The organism is Streptomyces sp. NPDC042336, assembly GCF_055581985.1.
This window is the reverse complement of record NZ_JBVJEA010000035.1, coordinates 26756-45385: the sequence shown is the minus strand read 5'-3', so window position 1 is coordinate 45385 and position 18630 is coordinate 26756. Positions and strand designations below refer to the sequence as shown.

At 71.8% G+C, this 18630-nt stretch carries 14 protein-coding genes and 2 CRISPR repeat arrays (1 of these 16 running past the window's edge); of the genes, 8 read left to right on the top strand and 6 right to left on the bottom strand.

The window, feature by feature from the left end; all coding sequences use genetic code 11:
- Positions 1-953: direct repeats of the CRISPR family, unit length 29 nt; unit sequence GGGACCATCCCCGCGGGTGCGGGGAGCAG; it reaches 52 nt to the left of the window's first position.
- Between the two features lie 392 nt (positions 954-1345).
- Positions 1346-2359: an NAD-dependent epimerase/dehydratase family protein gene (locus ACZ6IM_RS38360; protein ID WP_469563416.1), complete on the top strand. Its 1014-nt coding sequence runs from the start codon at positions 1346-1348 to the stop codon at positions 2357-2359.
- A gap of 50 nt (positions 2360-2409) precedes the next feature.
- On the opposite strand, the gene ACZ6IM_RS38355 is transcribed toward ACZ6IM_RS38360, so the two are convergent.
- A complete protein-coding gene (locus ACZ6IM_RS38355; protein WP_469563413.1) occupies positions 2410-3735 on the bottom strand; it encodes a DNA-binding protein in 1326 nt (441 codons plus the stop codon).
- Between the two features lie 320 nt (positions 3736-4055).
- Between ACZ6IM_RS38355 and ACZ6IM_RS38350 the strand changes: the two genes are divergently transcribed.
- From ACZ6IM_RS38350 to fxlM, 7 genes are all read left to right on the top strand, one after another.
- A complete protein-coding gene (locus ACZ6IM_RS38350; RefSeq protein ID WP_469563410.1) occupies positions 4056-4532 on the top strand; it encodes a DUF6415 family natural product biosynthesis protein in 477 nt (158 codons plus the stop codon).
- Positions 4520-4996, top strand: a complete 477-nt coding sequence (locus ACZ6IM_RS38345; protein ID WP_469563408.1) for a DUF6302 family protein — start codon at positions 4520-4522, stop codon at positions 4994-4996. Before ACZ6IM_RS38350 ends, ACZ6IM_RS38345 begins: the two co-directional genes overlap by 13 nt.
- A gap of 42 nt (positions 4997-5038) precedes the next feature.
- Positions 5039-5542 (top strand): ATP-binding protein, encoded by a 504-nt coding sequence (locus ACZ6IM_RS38340; protein WP_469563405.1) that lies wholly within the window; start codon positions 5039-5041, stop codon positions 5540-5542.
- A 236-nt stretch (positions 5543-5778) separates the two neighbouring features.
- Positions 5779-5967 (top strand): FxLD family lanthipeptide, encoded by a 189-nt coding sequence (gene fxlA / locus ACZ6IM_RS38335; RefSeq protein WP_469563402.1) that lies wholly within the window; start codon positions 5779-5781, stop codon positions 5965-5967.
- A gap of 101 nt (positions 5968-6068) precedes the next feature.
- Positions 6069-9098: a lantibiotic dehydratase gene (locus tag ACZ6IM_RS38330; protein ID WP_469563399.1), complete on the top strand. Its 3030-nt coding sequence runs from the start codon at positions 6069-6071 to the stop codon at positions 9096-9098.
- Positions 9095-10237 (top strand): lanthionine synthetase C family protein, encoded by a 1143-nt coding sequence (locus ACZ6IM_RS38325; protein ID WP_469563397.1) that lies wholly within the window; start codon positions 9095-9097, stop codon positions 10235-10237. The genes ACZ6IM_RS38330 and ACZ6IM_RS38325 overlap by 4 nt, the downstream gene beginning before the upstream one ends.
- A gap of 13 nt (positions 10238-10250) precedes the next feature.
- Positions 10251-11447: a methyltransferase, FxLD system gene (gene fxlM / locus ACZ6IM_RS38320; protein ID WP_469563395.1), complete on the top strand. Its 1197-nt coding sequence runs from the start codon at positions 10251-10253 to the stop codon at positions 11445-11447.
- Between the two features lie 359 nt (positions 11448-11806).
- Positions 11807-12201: a CRISPR direct-repeat array (repeat unit 27 nt; unit sequence GACCATCCCCGCGGGTGCGGGGAGCAC).
- Between the two features lie 259 nt (positions 12202-12460).
- Here fxlM and ACZ6IM_RS38315 read toward each other — a convergent pair.
- The 5 genes from ACZ6IM_RS38315 to ACZ6IM_RS38295 all read right to left on the bottom strand — a co-directional run bounded on the left by ACZ6IM_RS38315 (position 12461) and on the right by ACZ6IM_RS38295 (position 18628).
- Positions 12461-14089, bottom strand: a complete 1629-nt coding sequence (locus ACZ6IM_RS38315; protein WP_469563392.1) for a hypothetical protein — start codon at positions 14087-14089, stop codon at positions 12461-12463.
- Between the two features lie 160 nt (positions 14090-14249).
- The gene (locus ACZ6IM_RS38310) at positions 14250-15824 is read right to left on the bottom strand and encodes a hypothetical protein (protein ID WP_469563389.1); all 1575 of its coding nucleotides are present in this window, start codon (positions 15822-15824) and stop codon (positions 14250-14252) included.
- Positions 15821-16246, bottom strand: coding sequence for a hypothetical protein (locus ACZ6IM_RS38305; protein ID WP_469563386.1), 426 nt, complete (start codon positions 16244-16246; stop codon positions 15821-15823). The genes ACZ6IM_RS38310 and ACZ6IM_RS38305 overlap by 4 nt, the downstream gene beginning before the upstream one ends.
- A 164-nt stretch (positions 16247-16410) precedes the next feature.
- Complete coding sequence (locus ACZ6IM_RS38300) at positions 16411-16929, bottom strand: hypothetical protein (RefSeq protein WP_469563383.1); 519 nt, start codon at positions 16927-16929, stop codon at positions 16411-16413.
- Positions 16922-18628, bottom strand: coding sequence for a type IV secretory system conjugative DNA transfer family protein (locus tag ACZ6IM_RS38295; protein WP_469563381.1), 1707 nt, complete (start codon positions 18626-18628; stop codon positions 16922-16924). The genes ACZ6IM_RS38300 and ACZ6IM_RS38295 overlap by 8 nt, the downstream gene beginning before the upstream one ends.
- Positions 18629-18630: the final 2 nt, after the last annotated feature.

Below are 18630 nucleotides of genomic sequence, written 5' to 3'. Positions count from 1 at the left end.
ACTGCCGTCGGGACCATCCCCGCGGGTGCGGGGAGCAGAGTGCCGGGCCTCTTTTGAGGGGCCCGGCGTCGGGACCATCCCCGCGGGTGCGGGGAGCAGCGGAAAAGCCCGAAGTGGCCCTTTTTGTACGTGGGACCATCCCCGCGGGTGCGGGGAGCAGGGCAGTTGACGCACGATCCGGCCCAGCCAGGGGGGACCATCCCCGCGGGTGCGGGGAGCAGGCCGCGGCGGTGAACGGCGAGGACATGACGCCGGGACCATCCCCGCGGGTGCGGGGAGCAGGCCGCGGCGGTGAACGGCGAGGACATGACGCCGGGACCATCCCCGCGGGTGCGGGGAGCAGATCGCGCTGCCGATCGACAGAGCCTTGTCGAGGGGACCATCCCCGCGGGTGCGGGGAGCAGGAGGCGCGCAAGTGCGCCGACGCTGCGGGCGGGGGACCATCCCCGCGGGTGCGGGGAGCAGGTGTTCTCCGGTACGTCTCTATCTTGCCCCATGGGACCATCCCCGCGGGTGCGGGGAGCAGGGTGGAGATCAGCGTGTTCAGGCTGGTCGACAGGGACCATCCCCGCGGGTGCGGGGAGCAGAGCCCCATGCGGCGCTCGTGGGCCTGGTCGAGGGGACCATCCCCGCGGGTGCGGGGAGCAGTGCAGTGGGATGGGGTGGGGTGCTGAAGTTCGGGGACCATCCCCGCGGGTGCGGGGAGCAGGGTGGCGGACATGGCGCCCTCGCTTCCTGTCGGGGACCATCCCCGCGGGTGCGGGGAGCAGATGTACCAGGCCCCGGTGACCGGCGCGAACGCGGGACCATCCCCGCGGGTGCGGGGAGCAGACCGTGCCCAGGGTGATGGCGTCGCCGAAGAAGGGACCATCCCCGCGGGTGCGGGGAGCAGATCCAGCGCCGCGAGATCGCCGTCGACGAGGCGGGACCATCCCCGCGGGTGCGGGGAGCAGACTGATTGACCTGCGAGTTCACGGCCGCGTGGACGCGTTTTCAGCAAGCTTTACAGAAACCGACAAATGAGACATAGGGTGGTGTCCATCCATGGGGCACTTCGGAGTTGGCCTATCGTCCGTGCCCCTGAACAAGGGCCTCCCTCGCACAGTGCTGGATGAGCCCCGCGTGGAGCCGCTCGGGCGTCAGCTTGAGCTCACCTGCTGGTGTCGACAGGGTAGCTGGCGAGCATAGGGTTCCGTCTGTCGACGTCGAGTAGATTTTCCAGACGGGCCACCGATCACCCTCCCAGCATTGCAGTCGCCTCTGACATGCGAGCCCCGCACTCACAGCTCGGCTGGCGGCGCCGCCCGCCCTGTCGTCCGCGCCCCGGGCAGGGCAGGATCAGGGCATGAGGATTCTCGTCATGGGCGGAACGTGGTTCCTGGGCAAGGCGATTGCGGAGACCGCGTTGGCGAGAGGGTGGGACGTCACCACCTTCAACCGCGGCCGGTCCGGCGTGGACGTGCCCGGGGTGGAGGCGGTGCACGGTGACCGTACGGTCCAGGAGGATCTGCTCAAGCTCGCGCAGCGCGGTCCGTGGGACGCCGTCGTCGACACGTCCAGCTCGGAGCTGCCGCCCCGCGAGGTCCGCCTGGCCACCACCACGCTGGCCGGGCGTGCGCGCCGTTGGGTGCACCTGTCCACCGTCTCCGTCTACGAAGGCTGGCCGCACGAGCCGTTGACGGAGGATTCCCCCCTGCTGCGGTGCCCGGCCGATGCCGACGGGTCGTTCGGCTACACCGGGGAGGACGGGAGCCCCACCAAGTACGGCTTTCAGAAGGCCGGTGGAGAGCGGGCCGTGGCCGAAGCCTTCGGCGACGAAGCGGTCTTCCTCCGGCCGGGGGTCATTCTGGGGCCCGGTGAGTACGTGGGCCGGCTGCCCTGGTGGCTGGAGCGCGCGAAGCGCGGTGGACGCACGCTCGCGCCCGCGCCGGCGGAGCAGCGGATCCAGCCGGTGGACGTCCGGGACGTCGCCGCCTTCGCCGTGCACCTGGCCGCCGGCACCGAACGTGGCGCCTTCAACGTGACTCATCCCGACGGGATCTCGTTCGGCGACTTCCTCACCGAATGCCTGCGGGTCACCGGGAGCGACGGGACGCCGGTCTGGGTCGACCCGGCCGTGCTGACGGAGCACGGCGTGAAGCAGTGGACCGAAATCCCCCTGTGGCGCACTCACGCCGGCGTCTGGGCGGTGGACTCCCGGCGTGCGGTCGAGGCAGGTCTTCGCTGCCGGCCGATCGCCGACACGGTGCGGGACACCTGGGAGTGGTGGGCGGAAGACGGACGTCCCGTGGACCACCCGCGACGGGCGGAGCACGGGATCGCGGCGGAGAAGGAGGCGCGGATCCTCGGCTCCCTGTGAACCACTGCCGTCCGAGCGCCCCTCTCGTCCGATCCCCGTGTTCTCCGTGATCAGGGCCCGATCGCCAGGAGCGCCGCGGACGGGCCGAGTCGGTACGGCGGGGAGACCCGGGTGAACTCCTCGACCTGTTCGCGCAGCTGCGACGGGAGTGACGAACCGTGGTAGTGCGGCCGTGCCAGGTGCCTGCCGATCCGGGCCGTCCGGACGACGACACCCGTTTTGCGCTGCTCGGCCGGCACGTCCCAGAGCGGCGCCAGCGCCTCGGCCGCGCCCTCCACGTTGTCGGACAGGAGACGGGCGTACGCCAGGTCGGCCGCCGCGCCCGCCAGGACGTGAGGGGACTGCTCGTCCCGCGCCCGCCGGCCGAGAAGGGCGATGGCGCGGCCGGCCTCGGTCTCGGCCTGCTCTGCGTCCCCCATGAGCAGCGCCGTCGTGCTGTTGGACATGGCCAACCGCTCCTCGGAGAAGCCGAACTCGCCGCCCACCTCGTCGTGCAGTTCGTCGCGCGTGTCCTGGCCCCGGTCCTCGGAGAGCCGGATCGTGCGGCGTGCCGAGGCGATGTCGCCGAGGTGGGCGTACGCGCGAGCGGCGATGGCGCGCAGGCGCCGTCGGGCGACATCGCCGATACCGCCGTACGTCAGGGCTCGCCGCGCCTTCGACAGGGCCTCGTTCGACTCGCCCGAGTGGTAGGCGATGTAGGCCAGGGTGCCGTCGGCGTAGGCCTGCAAGGGCGCGAAGCGCGTGCTCTCGCCGTACACGGCCGCGGTGCGGGCCAGGGTACGGGCGCTGGGGAAGTACCCCAGGTCGAACGCCGCAACCGCGAGAAGCGCGGCCGTCTGCCCGTTGAGGATCATCAGGGTCTGCTGCTGGAACGGCACCTGCGTGCGGTCCCGGTGCCGCTCGATGTCGCGGCGCAGGTGGTCGGCCGTTTCGTAGGCGCCCGCGGCCGGCAGGCTGTGGTAGCGCCGGGCGAGACTCACCACCTGGTCGCGGAGTTCGTCGATGGTGTTGTCGGAGATGGACGCCGCGGCGGTCGCGTCGGCGCCGTCGTGGGCTTCACGTGCGGTCATCTGAACTCGCTCTTCCAGGTCGAACACGGATACCTGGGGATCGTCCGCCGGCGGCGCCGCGAACAGTTGAGCCGCCGTGTGCCCGGGCCACATGGCCTCCAGGACGTGGCAGGTCTCCGGCCCCGGTAACCCGGTGAGTTTGCCGCCGGTCCAGCGCCGGAACTGCGTCTCTCCGCACGTCGGGTTGTTGGGGCTGTTCCCGAAGAGGCGGACGCCGGTCTCGTTGAACTTCTTGTCGAACCGGCGGTAGGTGAGCTTGTCCCGGTCGCACAGCTTGGCGAGCAGTGTCCTCGGTTCGCTTCTCATCCCGCCCCCAAGTCTGCGGAGCCGCGCCTCACGGCCTGCGGATGGATCCCTTCCCCTGCAGGGGACCCCGGCTGTCCTTCGGACGGCAATACACCTCGTACGGAAGCCACTCCAAAGCTATCCCGAGGCCACGTGTGTCACCCGTAGGAGCCCCAGGAGCCATGGGCCGGGCCATGGCGGGGCCACGCGCGGCGGGTGAACGATGATCGCCACTCCTCACCGAAAGTGTCCGCCCGAACACAGTCGCCCCTGACCCTGCCGTCCGTTCACCGCATCCCGCTCCCCCTCCTCACCCACGCCCCGTTGGAGGAAACCGACCCATGGCCCCTGCCGCGACTGCCGCGAAAGTTACGCCCACTCCCCCGCTCATGCGGCTCGTCACGCCCGTTCCAGCAGTTCCTTCCTGGACGCAGCGCAGGGAGGACCTCGAGCGCATCGTCGTCATGCTCCGGGCCGGCCTTCCGGTCGACCGGGCGTTCGACGACGTGGCAGCGGTCTTCGGCGACGGGACCGACCCAGCCGAGGACGACATCCCGGTCCTCCTTGAGCGCTTCCGCGGAACCGGGGAAGTACCGGGCCACCTCGCGGCCCTGATCGACGCCGTGGCCGAAAAGCAGTCCGGCGAACCGGAAGTCAGGGCGCGGCTCATCGCGAGGGCGAACGACGCCCTGGGGACACCGACGTGTTCGGGCGGCATGACACGGCTCGGTCATCTCCGCCGGCTGGCTCTCGCCGCTCAGGACCTGCTGGAGCTGTTGCTGCCCGACGACGAGGAGGCGACGCCGTGTCCGGCCTGACACCACCGGCGGAGCCCGACGTGGTCGTCATGCCCGCGGCCGAGGCGTACGACTTCGAGTACTTCCGGACCCGGGTGGATGCCGGACTCCTGTCGCGGAGCATCGCCGTCCGCGTGTTCCGCATGCCGCTCCTCGCCGTGCCGGTGGGCGGGATCAGGCGTGGCGGCTGGTTCGGCGCCGACAACCTCGCCGTGGCGCTGGCCGTCCGTGACGTCCTGGCGCCCCTCAACGGCTTCCCCGGCGCGCGCATCACGTGGCGGTGCACACCGCGCTCGTCGTACGCCGTCGAGTGGGGGGACCGTCCTCCGGCCACGTGGCTCGACGACAACGAGCGCCTGGCCTTCTACGGACTCAGGCGGCCCGCCCCCTGCCCCGAATCCGGTCGCCACGACCGCGCCCGGTCCTCCTCCCCCGCCGACTTCAGCTGTTCCTCCGCAGCTCCGTACGGCCGCGGCCCCCGCTGAAAGGGAACGGACATGCGCATTCATGGATCAAGGAGTCTTCCCATGTCCCCCAGTCCTGCCGGAGCGACGACAGCGGTACGAACGCATCACACACCCACGGCCCTGCTCGTCGACGGGGAGGTGATGAACGAGCGGATCGTGGTGGCCCCTCGCCGCGATGACGGCATGCCCTGCTCACGGGATGCGGCCCGGGTGGGCGTCCTCCGCCGGATCGCTGCCGCCAAGCTCAAGCACCGCGGGCTCGACGCGCTGATCGACGACGTCCTCCTCATCTCCTCCGAACTGCTGACCAACGCCTTGCTGCACAGCGTGACGACGGAGATCACGCTGAACCTGGCCGTCCGGGGCGGTTTCCTCCGCATCACCGTCACCGACGGCATGCCAGGCCGGGCGAAGCGCAGGAAGGCCGATGACGAGGCCGAGACAGGGCGTGGGCTGGGACTCGTCGAGGTCCTGGCCGAACAGCGCGGCGGTACCTGGGGCGCCAGCGAGGACGGCGCGGCGACCTGGTGCAACCTTCGCGTACCCCCCTGGCAGCGGCAGTGATGCCGGCGGTCACCGGGCCGACACACTGCCGACCCTGCCCAACACCGCCCCGAACGCTGCCCGACAGCCCGGGCGGCGGGGGACGCAGGGCCGGACGGCGGGTTCAGCACACCCTCCGGTGCCAAGCAGTGCCCCAGGTGCAGGCTGCACCCGCACACCTCGGCATGGCAGCCCGCACCTGGGGTCCTGAGATCCCCCGCTCCGTTCCGGGGCGGACCGACTACCAAGGAGCGTCCGTGTCGATCCCGACCTACCAGCCTCCGCCGACGACCGCAGCCGCGGTCGTTGCCGAGCCCCTGCCCGTGTCCGTCGACGAGTGGGAGCTGGACACCACCGTCACCCGGGCTCCGACGCCGATCGTCGAGGCCTGCGGTACCGGTGACGGCTGCGCCAAGACCTGCGCCTCGTCCTGCGCGTCCAGCTGACGCGCAGGCAGCTCGCGGCGGTGCGGGTGTGCCTTCCCGCGCCCGCACCGCCGTACCGACGCACCGCCCACCGAGGAACCGCCGATGATGAGGAATCGCCGATGACGACGCGCCCCGTCTTCCGCAGGCATGGTGACGTCCTGGTCCTGCGTGCCGCCGTTCTGCCGGCGCGGGCCCGCCCGGACGACTGGCCCGACGTCGAATCGCCCGACAGTTGCCTTGAGTGGCTCACCAGGGTGTGGTCCGACCACGCTTTCGTCGTTCCGCTGCGCGCGGCGTCTCCGCGGCTGGCCGGCTTCGTCGAGAGGATCCTGAACGGCGACGAAGTCCCGCAGAAGCGGGTCCGCAGCGCGACCCTGTCCGTCACCGGGTACCTTCTGCGGGCCTCGACCCGAGCGACGCCCTTCGGGCTCTTCGCCGGTGTGGCGCTCGCCGACATCGGGCCGGTGTCCGCGCACCTTGGTACCGGTCATCGGGTCGTGGCGCGCCCTGACACCCTGTGGGTGGACCACGTGCGCCGTACGCTGCAGCGCCGAGCCGACGTGCTTCCGCATCTGACCATCCAGGTCAACACCTTGTCCTTCCGGCGTGGCAACGCCATCTGCACTCCCCGGCCGGGCGGACGCCTGGCGAGCGCGACGGTGCCCCGTCCGCTGGCCGTCCTCTTGAAGGCGGCTGTCACACCGACCCCGGGCCGCCACCTCCTCGAGGCGCTGACCGAGGCGGGCGGTACGCCTGAGCAGGCCGTCCGCCTGCTCGGCAAGGCCCTGGAAGACGGGTATCTGACCAGCGACCTCACCGCTCCCATGACGGTCGAGGATCCGGCCCGGCACATCACGGGCACACTGCGGCCGCACGTGGACGCCCTCGAGCCGGACACGGTCCGGATCATCGACCTCCTCGGGGAAACGGGACGAACCCTCGCCCTGCACAACCGCGCTGACCCCGGAGCGGCCCCTGGACTGCGCGCCATGGCCGACAAGGGGATGCAGGAGATCCAGCCGGCGGACTGCCGGAGCAGGATCAGCCTGGACCTGTGCGTCGATGCTCAGGTCTCCGTGCCGCACCAGGTCCTGGACGAGGTGGAACGTGCCGCGCACACGCTCGTACGCCTGACCCGTGCACAAGGGGAATCACCTGCCTGGGCCGCCTACCAGACGCATTTCTGGGAGCGCTACGGCGCCGGGGTCCTGGTCCCGGTCCGTGACGCCGCCGACCTGGCCGCGGGCATCGGGCTGCCCGCCGACTACCCGATGTCGGTGTGGCGCGAGGAGCCGCTCAGGGTGTTGCCGCGCGACGAACAACTGGCGGCCCGTGCCATGCGGGCGGCCATGACCGGCACCCGCGAGATCGTCCTCTCGGAGCAGGACATCGACGATCTCGCCGCCGGCGATACGGGGCGCCCGACGGCGCCGCACGTGGAGGTCGGTTTCCGGATCCGGGCGGTCAGCAGGGAAGCCGTGGGCAGCGGAGACTTCACGCTCGACGTTCGACCGGCATGGACGGCCGGCGTCCTGTCCGGCCGCTTCGCCTCCTTGCTGGGACACCGGCTGTCGGACCTGTACCGGACACTGCCCACCATGACCCGAGGGGCCTTGTCCGCACAGCTCTCCTTCGTGCCGTGCTTCCCGCACGCCCAGAACGTCTCCCGTATCCCCGCCCTGCTGCCCTACGTCATTCCCGTGGGCGAGCCCCGGACGGCGGCGGACGGCCTCATCGGCATCGACGACCTCGCCGTGTTCTCCACCGGCGAGCAGCTGCACCTCGTCAGCATGTCCCGACGGCGCATAGTCGAGCCGCACGTCCTGCACCCTCTCGCCCTGGAGAAGCAGGCCACACCGTTGGTCCGGTTCCTGGCCCAACTGGGGCGTGGTTTCGCGACGGCGTGGACCGTGTTCGACTGGGGTCCGGTCGCCGCCGCGCTCCCCTACCTGCCGCGTGTGCGCCATCGCCGTACCGTGCTGGCCCCGGCGCGGTGGAAGCTGTCCGCCGCGGACCTGCCGTCCGGTCCGTTCGGGCCGGCCTGGCACACGGCACTGGGCAGATGGGCGGCCACCTGGCGATGCCCGGCCCGGGTGCAACTGCTGGACGACGACCGCAGCATGACCGTGGACCGGACCGAACCCCTCCACGCCCGACTCATCCACCAGCACCTTCGCCGCAACGAGCACGCGGTGCTCACCGAGGCCGTGAACGACGACGAACTCGGCTGGCTGGGCCACGCCCACGAGATCACCGTCCCGCTCGCCTCGACCCGCCCGCAGGCACCGCACCCGGATCTGAGCCGCGCCCCCGTGGTGACGAACCGGGACCTGACGCACCCCGGAGACGCGGAGCAGCGATGGATCCAGGCGAAGGTGTTCACCCACCCCACCGCCATGGACCAGATCCTGACGCTGTGGCTGCCGCGCCTGCTCGACGCGCTCAGGACCTCCCGGGCGTGGTTCGTGCGGTACAGGTCCTTGCAGGAGACCGACCACCTCCGGATCCGCGTGCCCACCGGCGGGCCGGACGGCGACGGCCGCGAGGCCGCCCTGCGCCTGCGCGCCCTGTCCGACTGGACGAAGCGGCTCACCGAGGACCGTCTCGCCTCCCAGCTCGTCCTCGACGGCTACCGGCCCGAGACCGGCCGCTACGGCACCGGGGCCGCCATGGAAGCGGCCGAGGACGTGTTCGTCGCCGACAGCCTCGTGGCTCGCTACGCTCTCACCGATGTGTCGGCCCTGGAGAGGGAAGCGGTCTGCGCCCTGAACTTGGTCGACATGGCGGAGGGGTTCCTCGGCACCGACGAGGGCCGGGCCTGGACGGCGCGGACTCGGGCGCGAACTCCAGCACGGACTTCGGCCCGTGGCACGGGCCGCCTCGACGTCACACGGCAGACCGTCGACCAGGTGAAGAACCACCCCCTTCTGAACGCGACACCCCGCCTCGCCCAGGCCGTCGCCCAGCGGCGGGCCGCACTGGGGGCGTACCGGGCGCACGCCGACGCGAACCGTCTGGGACAGACCCTCGAATCCCTGCTCCACATGCACCACAACCGGCTGATCGGGCCCGATCGGGACAGTGAGGCCGCGTCCCGCCACGCAGCACGGCAGGCATGCCGGTCCCTGGTGCTGAGGAGGACCCCATGAACCACGACGACCTCGGCGGCGGCCTCACCGGAAACGCGCTGTACGAGATGGTGATCGCCCGCGGTCAAGGCGACTGGACGGCGGCCCACACCGCGGCGAAGGCGATCAGCTCCCGTCCCGTTGCGGCTCACCCGGCCCGCGCGAACCTGTATCGAGGCGCGCCCGCGGTCGCGTACGTCCTGCACATCGCGGGACACCATGCCTACGCGCGCTCCCTCGCCCGGCTCGACGCGGAGACGGTCGCGATCGTCGCGGACCGCCTGGACGCCGCGCGTCACCGCATGGACAGCGGACGCCCGCCACGCCTGCGTGAGTACGACCTGATCAGCGGTCTCACCGGACTCGGCGCGTACCTCCTCCACCGTGGCCGCGACAACGTCCTCAAGCTCGTGCTGCGCTACCTGGTACGGCTGATCACCGAGCCCCTTGCCGTCGACGGCCACCAGGTCCCCGGGTGGTGGGCGGCGACCGATCCGCGCGATGCCGTCGGCACCGGACGGTTCGCGCACGGCCACGCCAACTTCGGCATCGCGCACGGTGTGACCGGCCCGCTCGCCCTCCTCGCCCTGGCCCGCCGCGCCGGCCACACCGTCGACGGGCAGGACGACGCCCTGGCCGAGGGCATCGCTCACCTCACCGCTTGGGCGCAGCCCTTGGACAACGGCAGCATCGGCTGGCCCGAACTCCTGCCCCTGGACGCCTACCGGAAGGGCCCCGAGCCCGGAGCCGCACCCGGCCGCCCCTCGTGGTGCTACGGCACCCCCGGCATCGCACGCTCCCTGCAACTCGCCGCACTCGCCCTCCGCGACGACACGGCCCGCCGCCTTGCGGAACGCACGGCGCTTCAGGCCGTCACCGACTCCCGACAGACCCTTCAGATCACTGACGCATCGGTCTGCCACGGATGGGCGGGACTGCTCCTGGCCACCGACCGGATCGCCTCCGACGCCACGCTCCCCGACCTCACCGGCGCACTGCCGGCACTGCACGCACGCCTCGCCTCCGCCATGGCACAGGACGAGGCGACCGAGGACGCCGGCCTGCTCACCGGCAACGCCGGCGTCCTCCTCACCCAGCACACCCTCAATGTCTCCCGCCCCCTCGACCTGGGGTGGGAGACGTGCCTCCTCCTCAACTGAAAGCGAAGCCACTGTGAGCCAGACCCCCGCGGCCGACCGACTCCGCAACCGGCTCGTCGACGCCATCCTCAGCGAACGCGCTGTCCCCTCCGACGTGGAGCGAGCCATGCGGACCGTGCCCCGGGACGCGTTCCTGCCGGGCATCGAGCTGGAGAACGCGTACACGGACCAGGCCGTGACCATCAAGGACAACCCCGGCAAGCCGCTCCCGCTGTCCTGCGCTTCGGTGCCGTCCGTCGTCGCGATGATGCTCGACCAACTCGGCGCCCGTCCCGGCGACAAGGTCCTCGAGGTCGGCGCCGGAACCGGGTACAACGCCGCGCTCCTGGCCGAGCTCGTCGGCGGCGGCAACGTCACCACGGTCGACATCGACTCCGACGTCGCCCTGCACGCCCGGACCACCCTCAACGCGGCCGGCTACGACAGCGTCACCGTCATCGAGCGCAACGGCCTGCTCGGCGTCCACGAGAACGCGCCGTACGACCGGATCATCGCCACGGTGGGCGTCTGGGACATCCCGGCCACCTGGTGGGACCAGTTGGTGGACGGTGGGCGCCTCGTACTGCCGCTGCGATGGCGCGGACAGACCCGGTCGGTCGCCCTGACCCGCCGCGGGAACGAGCTGGTCTCCGACGGCATGGAACTGTGCGGCTTCGTTCCGATCATCGGGCAGAACGGCGAGAAGACGGCGTCCCTCAACACCGCCGACACAATCCGCCTCCACTACGACGAGGACCAGGCCGTCGACACCGAGGCCGTCGCCGGCACCCTGGCAGCTGACGAACCGGCCGGCCACTTCCTCTCCGCGCAGCGAATCGGCGGCGAGGAATCCTTCGACGGAGTCTGGCTGCGCGCCACGGCCGACGACGACCGCGTGTGCCGCCTCGAGGTCACCCCGGAGGCCGTGGAGCAGGACCTGATCCCCAAGCCCGCCGCACCGGGCCGCAGTCCCGTCCTGGTCGAGGGCGGCTCCCTCGCCTACCTCACCGTGACTCGTGAAGGCGCCGACCCGGATCGCCCGTTCCGGCTCGGCGCGGCCGCATACGGGCCGCGCGGCGAGGATCTGGCCCACGACCTCATCGCCCACATCGACGCATGGGGCGCCGCCCGCCTGGCGGTACCGCGGATGACCGTCGTCCCCTCCGCAGCCGGCGCCGCGCCCGGCCACGTCATCAGCAAGCCGGAGAGCCGCATCACGCTCACGTACTGAGTCCCCCTCCCGACGGCGTCCCCGTCTACACCGATGGGGACGCCGCCCTTGGGAAGCCTGCAACGAATCCCCGCGGGGAGCAGTGCCCTTCCATGCCCTTCTCACGGATCTCGTGGGGGCCATCCCGCGGGCGCGGGGAGCAAAAGCAGTTGGTCACCGCCAATTCCTCGCGGACAGGACCATCCCCGCAGGTGCAGGGAGCAGCAGGCGGTCTCCGCTCAGCAGTCCAGGCCGGTGGGACATCCCCGCGGGTGCGGGGAGCACAGGGGCATGAGCAGCTGGTAGACCGCCGACGCGGGACCATCCCCACGGGGTGCGGGGAGCAGGCGTGGATCGCGGCGGCGCTGATCACTTCGAGGGGACCATCCCCGCGGGTGCGGGGAGCACGCGGTCTGCCGGGCGTTGACGATGAACTCGCGGAGACCATCCCCGCGGGTGCGGGGAGCACTTACGGCGGGAGGCCGGAGCCTTGGAGCGGACCGGGACCATCCCCGCGGGTGCGGGGAGCACGGGCGAGCACATCTCGTTCATCGGCCCCACCGGGGACCATCCCCGCGGGTGCGGGGAGCACAGGCCATGACCCACCTGCGGCACGGGTGCATGGGGACCATCCCCGCGGGTGCGGGGAGCACGGGAGCACCAGGCCCGTGCCGTCCGCCGGGCGGGGACCATCCCCGTGGGTGCGGGGAGCACTCGTGGCTCCTGCGGGTCACGCGATGCGGGCTGGGACCATCCCCGCGGGTGCGGGGAGCACACTGTTTGACCTGCGATTCTATGGGCGCAGAGGCGCGTTTTCAGTAACCTTTGCGGAATCAGGCGAATTGGACATCCGGCAGTGTGTGTCCGTAGGGCGTGTACGAGGACGCGGGTGGCCGGAAGGCTGGCCGTCAGCCGGGATCGAGGCAGTGACGGCACGTGGTCGTCCTTGCGCCCTGCCTGACCCTGGCAATGGCCCGCTCCAGGTCAGCCTGTGCGCGGACGACCTCACCGTGATTGGCCCCGCCCGCTCATGGTCACTGCGGGCCCCGGAATGTGGACTCTTGGCGTGCTGTCGCCGCGGGCCGGACGGCCGACATCGGCGGAGCCACTGATCTGGGAGACGGAGCAGCCCTCCGTGGTCCTTGTGACCAGCGCGGGGCGAGGCGGGTGAGGCCGGGCGGCAGGGTGACTGCGAGTCGTCCGCCGTGGTGCTCGGCCAGCGTGGCGACTGCCCGCAGGGCGTCCAAATCGGCGGCGGCGAAGCGGGCAGACTGTCCGGCCTGGGCACGCCGGGCGTTCGCGGCCTCGGCCCGTTCCACCAGGTCCAGGGCGCTGCGGCCGACGTCACCGTAGGGGCCGGCCGCTGTACCGGGGCCGTTGAGCAATTCAGCGGCGGGCAGCCGCTGCCATGCCTGCTGGAAGGCGACCACTCGGGGATGTTCAGGCGAGGCGGTCAGTTCCCGGCCCATCGGAGTCTCTCGCCACGCCCGGAATGCCTCGGCAATCTCCCGCGAGGCGTGCACGGCCTCTTCGCGCGCTCGGTACGGGAGTGGGGTGCCGGTCTGCAGGGTGGTGCGCAGTCGGCGTACCTCGTCGGCGATGTCATTCGCGGCCGGGACAAGGTGGTCGGGACGAGGGATGCCGGGGGTGCTGTAGGCGAGGGCCGCGTCACTGAGCCTGAGCAGAGCCTCGGCTGCGGGCAAGTCGCGGCGGAGGCTGCTGCGCAGGCGGTCGGCGAGAACCTGTGCGCACCGGCCGATCACCTTGGCCGAGCGGAGGGAGACCGTGCGCCAGAAGCCCTGGACGCGGAGGTCGGTGTTCAGTCGGCCGAAGTGTTCGCCCGCCTGTTCGCGAAGCACGTCCCACAGGTGGGCGGTTGCGCCCCGGACGGTCTGCAGGCGCCGCCATTCCGGGAAGTCCTGGAACGCGGCGGCGTGGGCGTCGGTCTCTCGCAGGGCCACGTCGACCGGTCCTGGATCGCGCGGTGAAGGTACAGGACCAGTGCCGGCGGGCTTCGTTTGCTGTTCGCCGTCTCCCCAGGCAGCGGGAACAGTCCGCCGCCACTGTTCCTCCAGCTCGCGCAGCGGCGCATCGACGGCCTCGAGCAGATCCTCGACCGTGCCGTGTTCGGGCGGGACGATGTCGGCCCATGCCTGCGCGACGGTGGAGGTGAAAGCCTGCCTGAGACCGACGGGTTCGTACGCGGCGGTTCCAACGGGCGTTTCCGTGAGTGGCCGAGCCCCTATGGCGTTCCGCAGTCGCCACTGCGGAACGCCATAGGCGTCGTGGAGTACTCCGTCCACCTTGTGCCAGGCGCCGGACGGCAAGTCGCTGCCCGTCCACAGGGGTAGGTCCCGCTGCTCCGGCGAGGGCGCAGCAGCGGCCCGCGCCAGTGCGCGGGCACGAAACGCGTCACCCCGTTCCGCCCCGGACTGCGACGCTGCCCGGGCGTCAGGACCGCCCGGGCTGCCGTTCCTCGACCGCGCCCTGAGCACCGCGGCTTCGGCGAAGGCCCGCAGACGTGCGCCATCGGCGGCGATACGGTCGGTGGCCGCTTCTTCGCGTGGCGGCTCCGGTGCCACCGCGGTAACGGCCGCAGCTGGTTGCCGAGCCTGCTCATCGGCTTTCGTGGCCACCAAGGTCCGCTCGGCGCCGTTCTCCATGCTCGCCCCTTCCACGCCCTGCTCCTCGCCCGTCGCCGTGACTGCTGCCCCAAGTGCTCCTCGCCGACTGGCCCGCCCAGTGCGTACCGCTCCAGCCGCCGTTCAGCACGGAAAGACGCGCCGGAGCTGTGCGGGTGCCCGCCCACGAGGTTCGCGGGTCTCACAAACGCACACCTCTCCCCGGGGCAGCCGGCGGAGGCACGGCGGGCCCTCGCATGAGCACACCCGGCGTGGCGGGGACCGCGGCCGGGGCCGGAGCCCAGGTACGAGCGGTGATGTGCCGGTGTGCCGCCGCGTCGAGGACGGCACGGCTGGTGTCCATGCCGATGGCGGGAGCAGCGGCCAGCAGGCTCTGGGCTGCCGCCTGCTGTGTGGCGCAGACCTGCTGGAAGGAGTTGCGGAGGCGCTCCACCTGGTGGCCGTGCAGCCGGTAGAAGCGGTACGGGTGGTCGGCCGGGCAGTGTTCCGGGACATCGGTGAGCAGGCGGTGCTCGATAGCCGTCACGGCCTGGGGCGCGGCCACCGCGATCCGCCAGTCGGCGACGGTGAGCCGGTAAGCGGTCTGGGCCAGTTCGGCGACGCCCCCCGCATCGGCCACGATGTCCATTGCGGGCCTTGTCCCGGGTGGCCCGGTTGGGGAGTCGGGGTCCCAGTCGGCGCCGAACAGCAGCCGTCCCGCGCGAAGAGTCGATGCGCGCGCGATCTCGACGGTCGGATGCGGAGCCGCCCCTCGCGGCATGCGGGAGATCTGGCCTCGGCGCACCATCTCGTAGCTCGGTTTCGGAAGCCGAGGACGGATCTGGGGATCGTCCACGTCCACGACGCGGTCCCAGCGCTCCTGGACGTCTCTCCACGCGCGGGCGGAGTTCCGGAAGAGGTCCGCGCAGTTCCTGAGCAAGGTGCCCGCCCCGTTCGGCGCTTCGCCGGCGGCCTGGACGAGGAGCCGCCCGGCGAGCATGGTGCCCAGGGAACGCCATCGGATGATCATCTGCAGGTCGGACCCGCTGAGGGGTTGGGCGCAGCGGCCGTGGAGAGTCTCGTACGCGGCGCGGGAAAGTCGCTCGCAGTCGTCCCGGATCCGGCCGGCGTCCTGGGTGAGCGGATCGGTGGGCAGGGCCGGCACCGGAGTGAGCGGCAGTGCCTGGGGAAAGACCGCCAGCACCGGATCCGCGCCGGCGCTGGTGTAGCGGGCCTGAACCGACGCGTACTGCAGGGAGGCGTGGGCTGTCTGGAGCCTGACCGAGGCGTTCCGGTTGCCGAGGGTCCGGCTCACCGTGTGCACGATCCGGCTCACGGATTGGAGGGTGCCGGAGGCGTGGCTCAGGTGGTACGCCCGTGCGGAACGCGTGGTGAAGGCGAGCGCGTACGGGGTGACCGGAGCGCCGGTGTCGTCGCGGTGACCGCGGATCAGGTCGATGACCGCCCCGCTGGCCTCCACGGCCGAGCCGAGGGCCCCGCGGTCCGCGGCGCTGTCCGGGTCGACCGCCGGCAGCCAGCGGGCGGCGCCGTCTAGCGCACGACGGGCGTGGTCGAGGTGGCGGAATGTGTCGTCTGCCGCGGAGTCGACCCGCTCCCCCGGCCGGCTGAGCAAGAGGTGCACGTGCCCGACCAGGGTGCCGACCTGGGCGAGCGCGAGGGCGTGTGCGAATGGATCGTCTCCGGGCAGGCTCGCCGACGCGGCCCGTTCGAGGCGGTGGTGGACGACGTCGTAGAGCTCTCCGAGCGTGACGGTCATGAGGCCGGGCCGCCGTCCTGCCGTACGGTCATGAGGAGATCCGCGGCGGCAGCCGCGTGACCGGCCACGAGGGTGAGCTGCTCCGCGTCGTCCGCGCATTCCGGTACGGAGGCCAGTCGGCGCATTGCCGCTTCGACGTGACGCAGCAGCGCCCCGTACGGCTCGAGTCCGGCGCTGCCGGGGTCCGGGGCGCCAAGCTCCAACGGTCGGCCGTGCTCGGGCGGCGGCAGCAAGCGCCGGGCGTCGGCGCATTTGATGCCGACGAGCATGGCCTGCATCTCGTCGCTGCCCTCGTCGAGGGCGAGGGCGTCCGCCAGCCGGCCGACGACGTCGAAGGCGTCCCAGGCGGCGCCGAGCACGACGTCTACCCGGCCAGCGTCGTCCAGGGTGGTGGCGAGATCGGTGATGGTCGGCTGCGTCATCGCTGTGTTCCTCCTGTCGGCCTCGCCGCACACCACCGGAGCGGCAGCTGCGGCTTTCCGCGAGGGTCCCACTTCGGCTCAACGACGGTCGGAGCCTGTGGATGACCGTCGGATCGCAGAACCACACGGACGGGAAATGTGACCCGAGGCCACGTACGAGACAGCTAAAGCGGCGGGTCCCGTTCGGCGGCCATCCGTCCCACCTCCGCCTCCGCCGGGTGGGACGCCGGGGCTGTGGTGTCGGTGGATGTGGCCAGGTACAGCTCCCACTCCTCGTCGGCTCCCGGGTCCGGCGGCGGAGGCAAGGGAGGCTCCTGGTGGCCGCCGACGCAGGCTGGGAGCTTCATGTGCGGTCTGAGGGCGAGCAGCGTGTTGATCCAGTCCGCCTCGGCCAGCTCGCGGCCCGGAGTCTTCTCGCCCTCGTAGGTGCGCAGCCAGCCCAGGTAGAGGGCGGTGAGCATCTCCCGGGTCCAGCGGTGCCGGTACCAGCATGTCGGGATGTCGTTGTGCAGCTCGGCGGTGTGGCGCAGCCACTGGACCCAGGTGCGCAGTTCGCGCAGCCGGTCTTGGCGTTCGTCCGGGGGCATGGCCGACCACACCCAGCGGCGCGGCGGCGAGGCTTCGGCCGGTGTCGGCGGCACGGTGGGCCACAGGGACGCCGGGTTGTCCAGGAAGTCATCCACGGTCCGCCCCCGCTTCCGTCTCCGCCGCCTCGGTCGGCCGGGGTGCGGCCAGCAGCCGCTTGAGGTCGCGGTCCCGGAAGGTCAGCCGCATCCTCACCTTGATCGGCGGCTGGTTGGAGTACTGGGCGATCGCGGTGAACTCCTTCAGCTGTTGCAGGGAGTGGACGGGCGCGAGGTCGGTCTCGGTGGGCGAGGTGTTGGAGGAGAACTCGCCGCGGGAGCGCCCGTACGAGGTGCGCAGGGTCTCGGTGCGGCCGTACAGGCCGGAGAAGTAGCGCAGCGTCTCCAGGTCGCCGCAGCCGGGCAGCAGCATGCGCAGACCGCTCGCGGACAGCACGGTGTTGGCCTTCTGCATGCCGAGCCGGTCGCGCAGCTGGGACAGGTCGTGCCACACCGTCAGCAGGGTGATGCCCATTCCGCGGCCGGTGGTGAGGATGTTGGGCAGCCGCGGGTAGCGCAGCATGTTGCCCGCCTCGTCGACCAGCACGCCGAGCCCGGGGTCGAGGGGCTTGCCGGTGGCGTTGTAGGCGACCTCGGCGCCGTGGATGATCGAGGCGATGATCGAGGTCAGCAGGGGGGCGAAGCGTTCGGCGTCGGCCTCGGAGGCGATCAGGCACACGGTGCCGTTCCTCGTCAGCAGGTCCTCGACCGTGAAGTCGGTGCCGGCGCAGGTCTCCCGCACCTCCTCGTCGGCGTAGACGCGGGCCAGGACGTTGAGGCTGAACTGGATGGACCCGATGCCGTCCTCGTGCAGCCGCAGCCACGGGGAGGCGTAGTCGTCGGCGACGTCGGTGTAGCCGTGCTGCTGGAGTACGGAGCGGACGTGGTCCACGGCGTCCTTGCCCAGGGAGAGCCAGCGGCGCAGGGCGTTGATGCCGCCGCCGGAGAGGTTCGCGGCGAGCAGCACGCCCTTGAGGACGTTCTTGGCCTGGTCGACCCAGGGCGCGGCCCGTTTGCTGTCCCCGGACGCCGACGACTCGGCCATCCAGGCGGCCATGCGGTCGGCGGCCTTGGCGTCGGTGCAGTACTCCACCGGGGACCATCTGTCCGTCCGGCGGCCGGGAACGCCGGCGGGGGCGATCACCCAGACCGGGCCGAGTGCGCGGCGCCGGGCGTGGATGATGTCGAGGTCGGCGGCCTTGGTGGTGGTCACCACCAGGGGGCCCTGCCACTCGGCGGCATTGGGCAGGACCAGGCCGGTGGTCTTGCTGCTGCCCGGTACGCCGAACACGGTCGCCGAGATGTTGGGCTGCGCGGCCACGATCCGGCCCGTGTGCGTGCCGCGTCCGGCGGTGACGCGGTTGACGCGCCGGGCCGGGTCCTGCGGGGCCCTGAGCCTGCGCTCGACCTGCGCGCCGCCCCACTGCGCGCCACCGGTGTGCGCGCCGGGGCTCAGCTTGGTGGCCGCCTTGAGCAGGAGCAGGAAGAACGTGAGCAGCAGTACGGCGACCAGGACGTAGAACAGCCCGCCGGGCGGGGCCGGAGCGAATACCGAGCCGGGTCCGTCGACCACCGCGCGCAGCACCGTTTCCGGAAGGCTCGCGGTGGGGTGCGCCCAGCCGCGGCCGGTCAGCAGCGCGGCCAGCGGACCGGCCAGCAGCACCGCGCCGCCGAGGGTGACGGCGAGTCCCGCGCCGTACGCGGCCAGGAGCGTGCCGTCGTCGAGCCCGCCGCCCGCGGGCCTGCCGGCTGCTGCCACGG

Coding starts and splice junctions, on each gene's coding strand:
- ACZ6IM_RS38360 (WP_469563416.1), top strand. CDS start 1,346: ATGAGGATTCTCGTCATGGGCGGAACGTGGTTCCTGGGCAAGGCGATT.
- ACZ6IM_RS38355 (WP_469563413.1), bottom strand. CDS start 3,735: ATGAGAAGCGAACCGAGGACACTGCTCGCCAAGCTGTGCGACCGGGAC.
- ACZ6IM_RS38350 (WP_469563410.1), top strand. CDS start 4,056: ATGGCCCCTGCCGCGACTGCCGCGAAAGTTACGCCCACTCCCCCGCTC.
- ACZ6IM_RS38340 (WP_469563405.1), top strand. CDS start 5,039: ATGTCCCCCAGTCCTGCCGGAGCGACGACAGCGGTACGAACGCATCAC.
- ACZ6IM_RS38330 (WP_469563399.1), top strand. CDS start 6,069: ATGACGACGCGCCCCGTCTTCCGCAGGCATGGTGACGTCCTGGTCCTG.
- ACZ6IM_RS38325 (WP_469563397.1), top strand. CDS start 9,095: ATGAACCACGACGACCTCGGCGGCGGCCTCACCGGAAACGCGCTGTAC.
- ACZ6IM_RS38315 (WP_469563392.1), bottom strand. CDS start 14,089: ATGGAGAACGGCGCCGAGCGGACCTTGGTGGCCACGAAAGCCGATGAG.
- ACZ6IM_RS38310 (WP_469563389.1), bottom strand. CDS start 15,824: ATGACCGTCACGCTCGGAGAGCTCTACGACGTCGTCCACCACCGCCTC.
- ACZ6IM_RS38305 (WP_469563386.1), bottom strand. CDS start 16,246: ATGACGCAGCCGACCATCACCGATCTCGCCACCACCCTGGACGACGCT.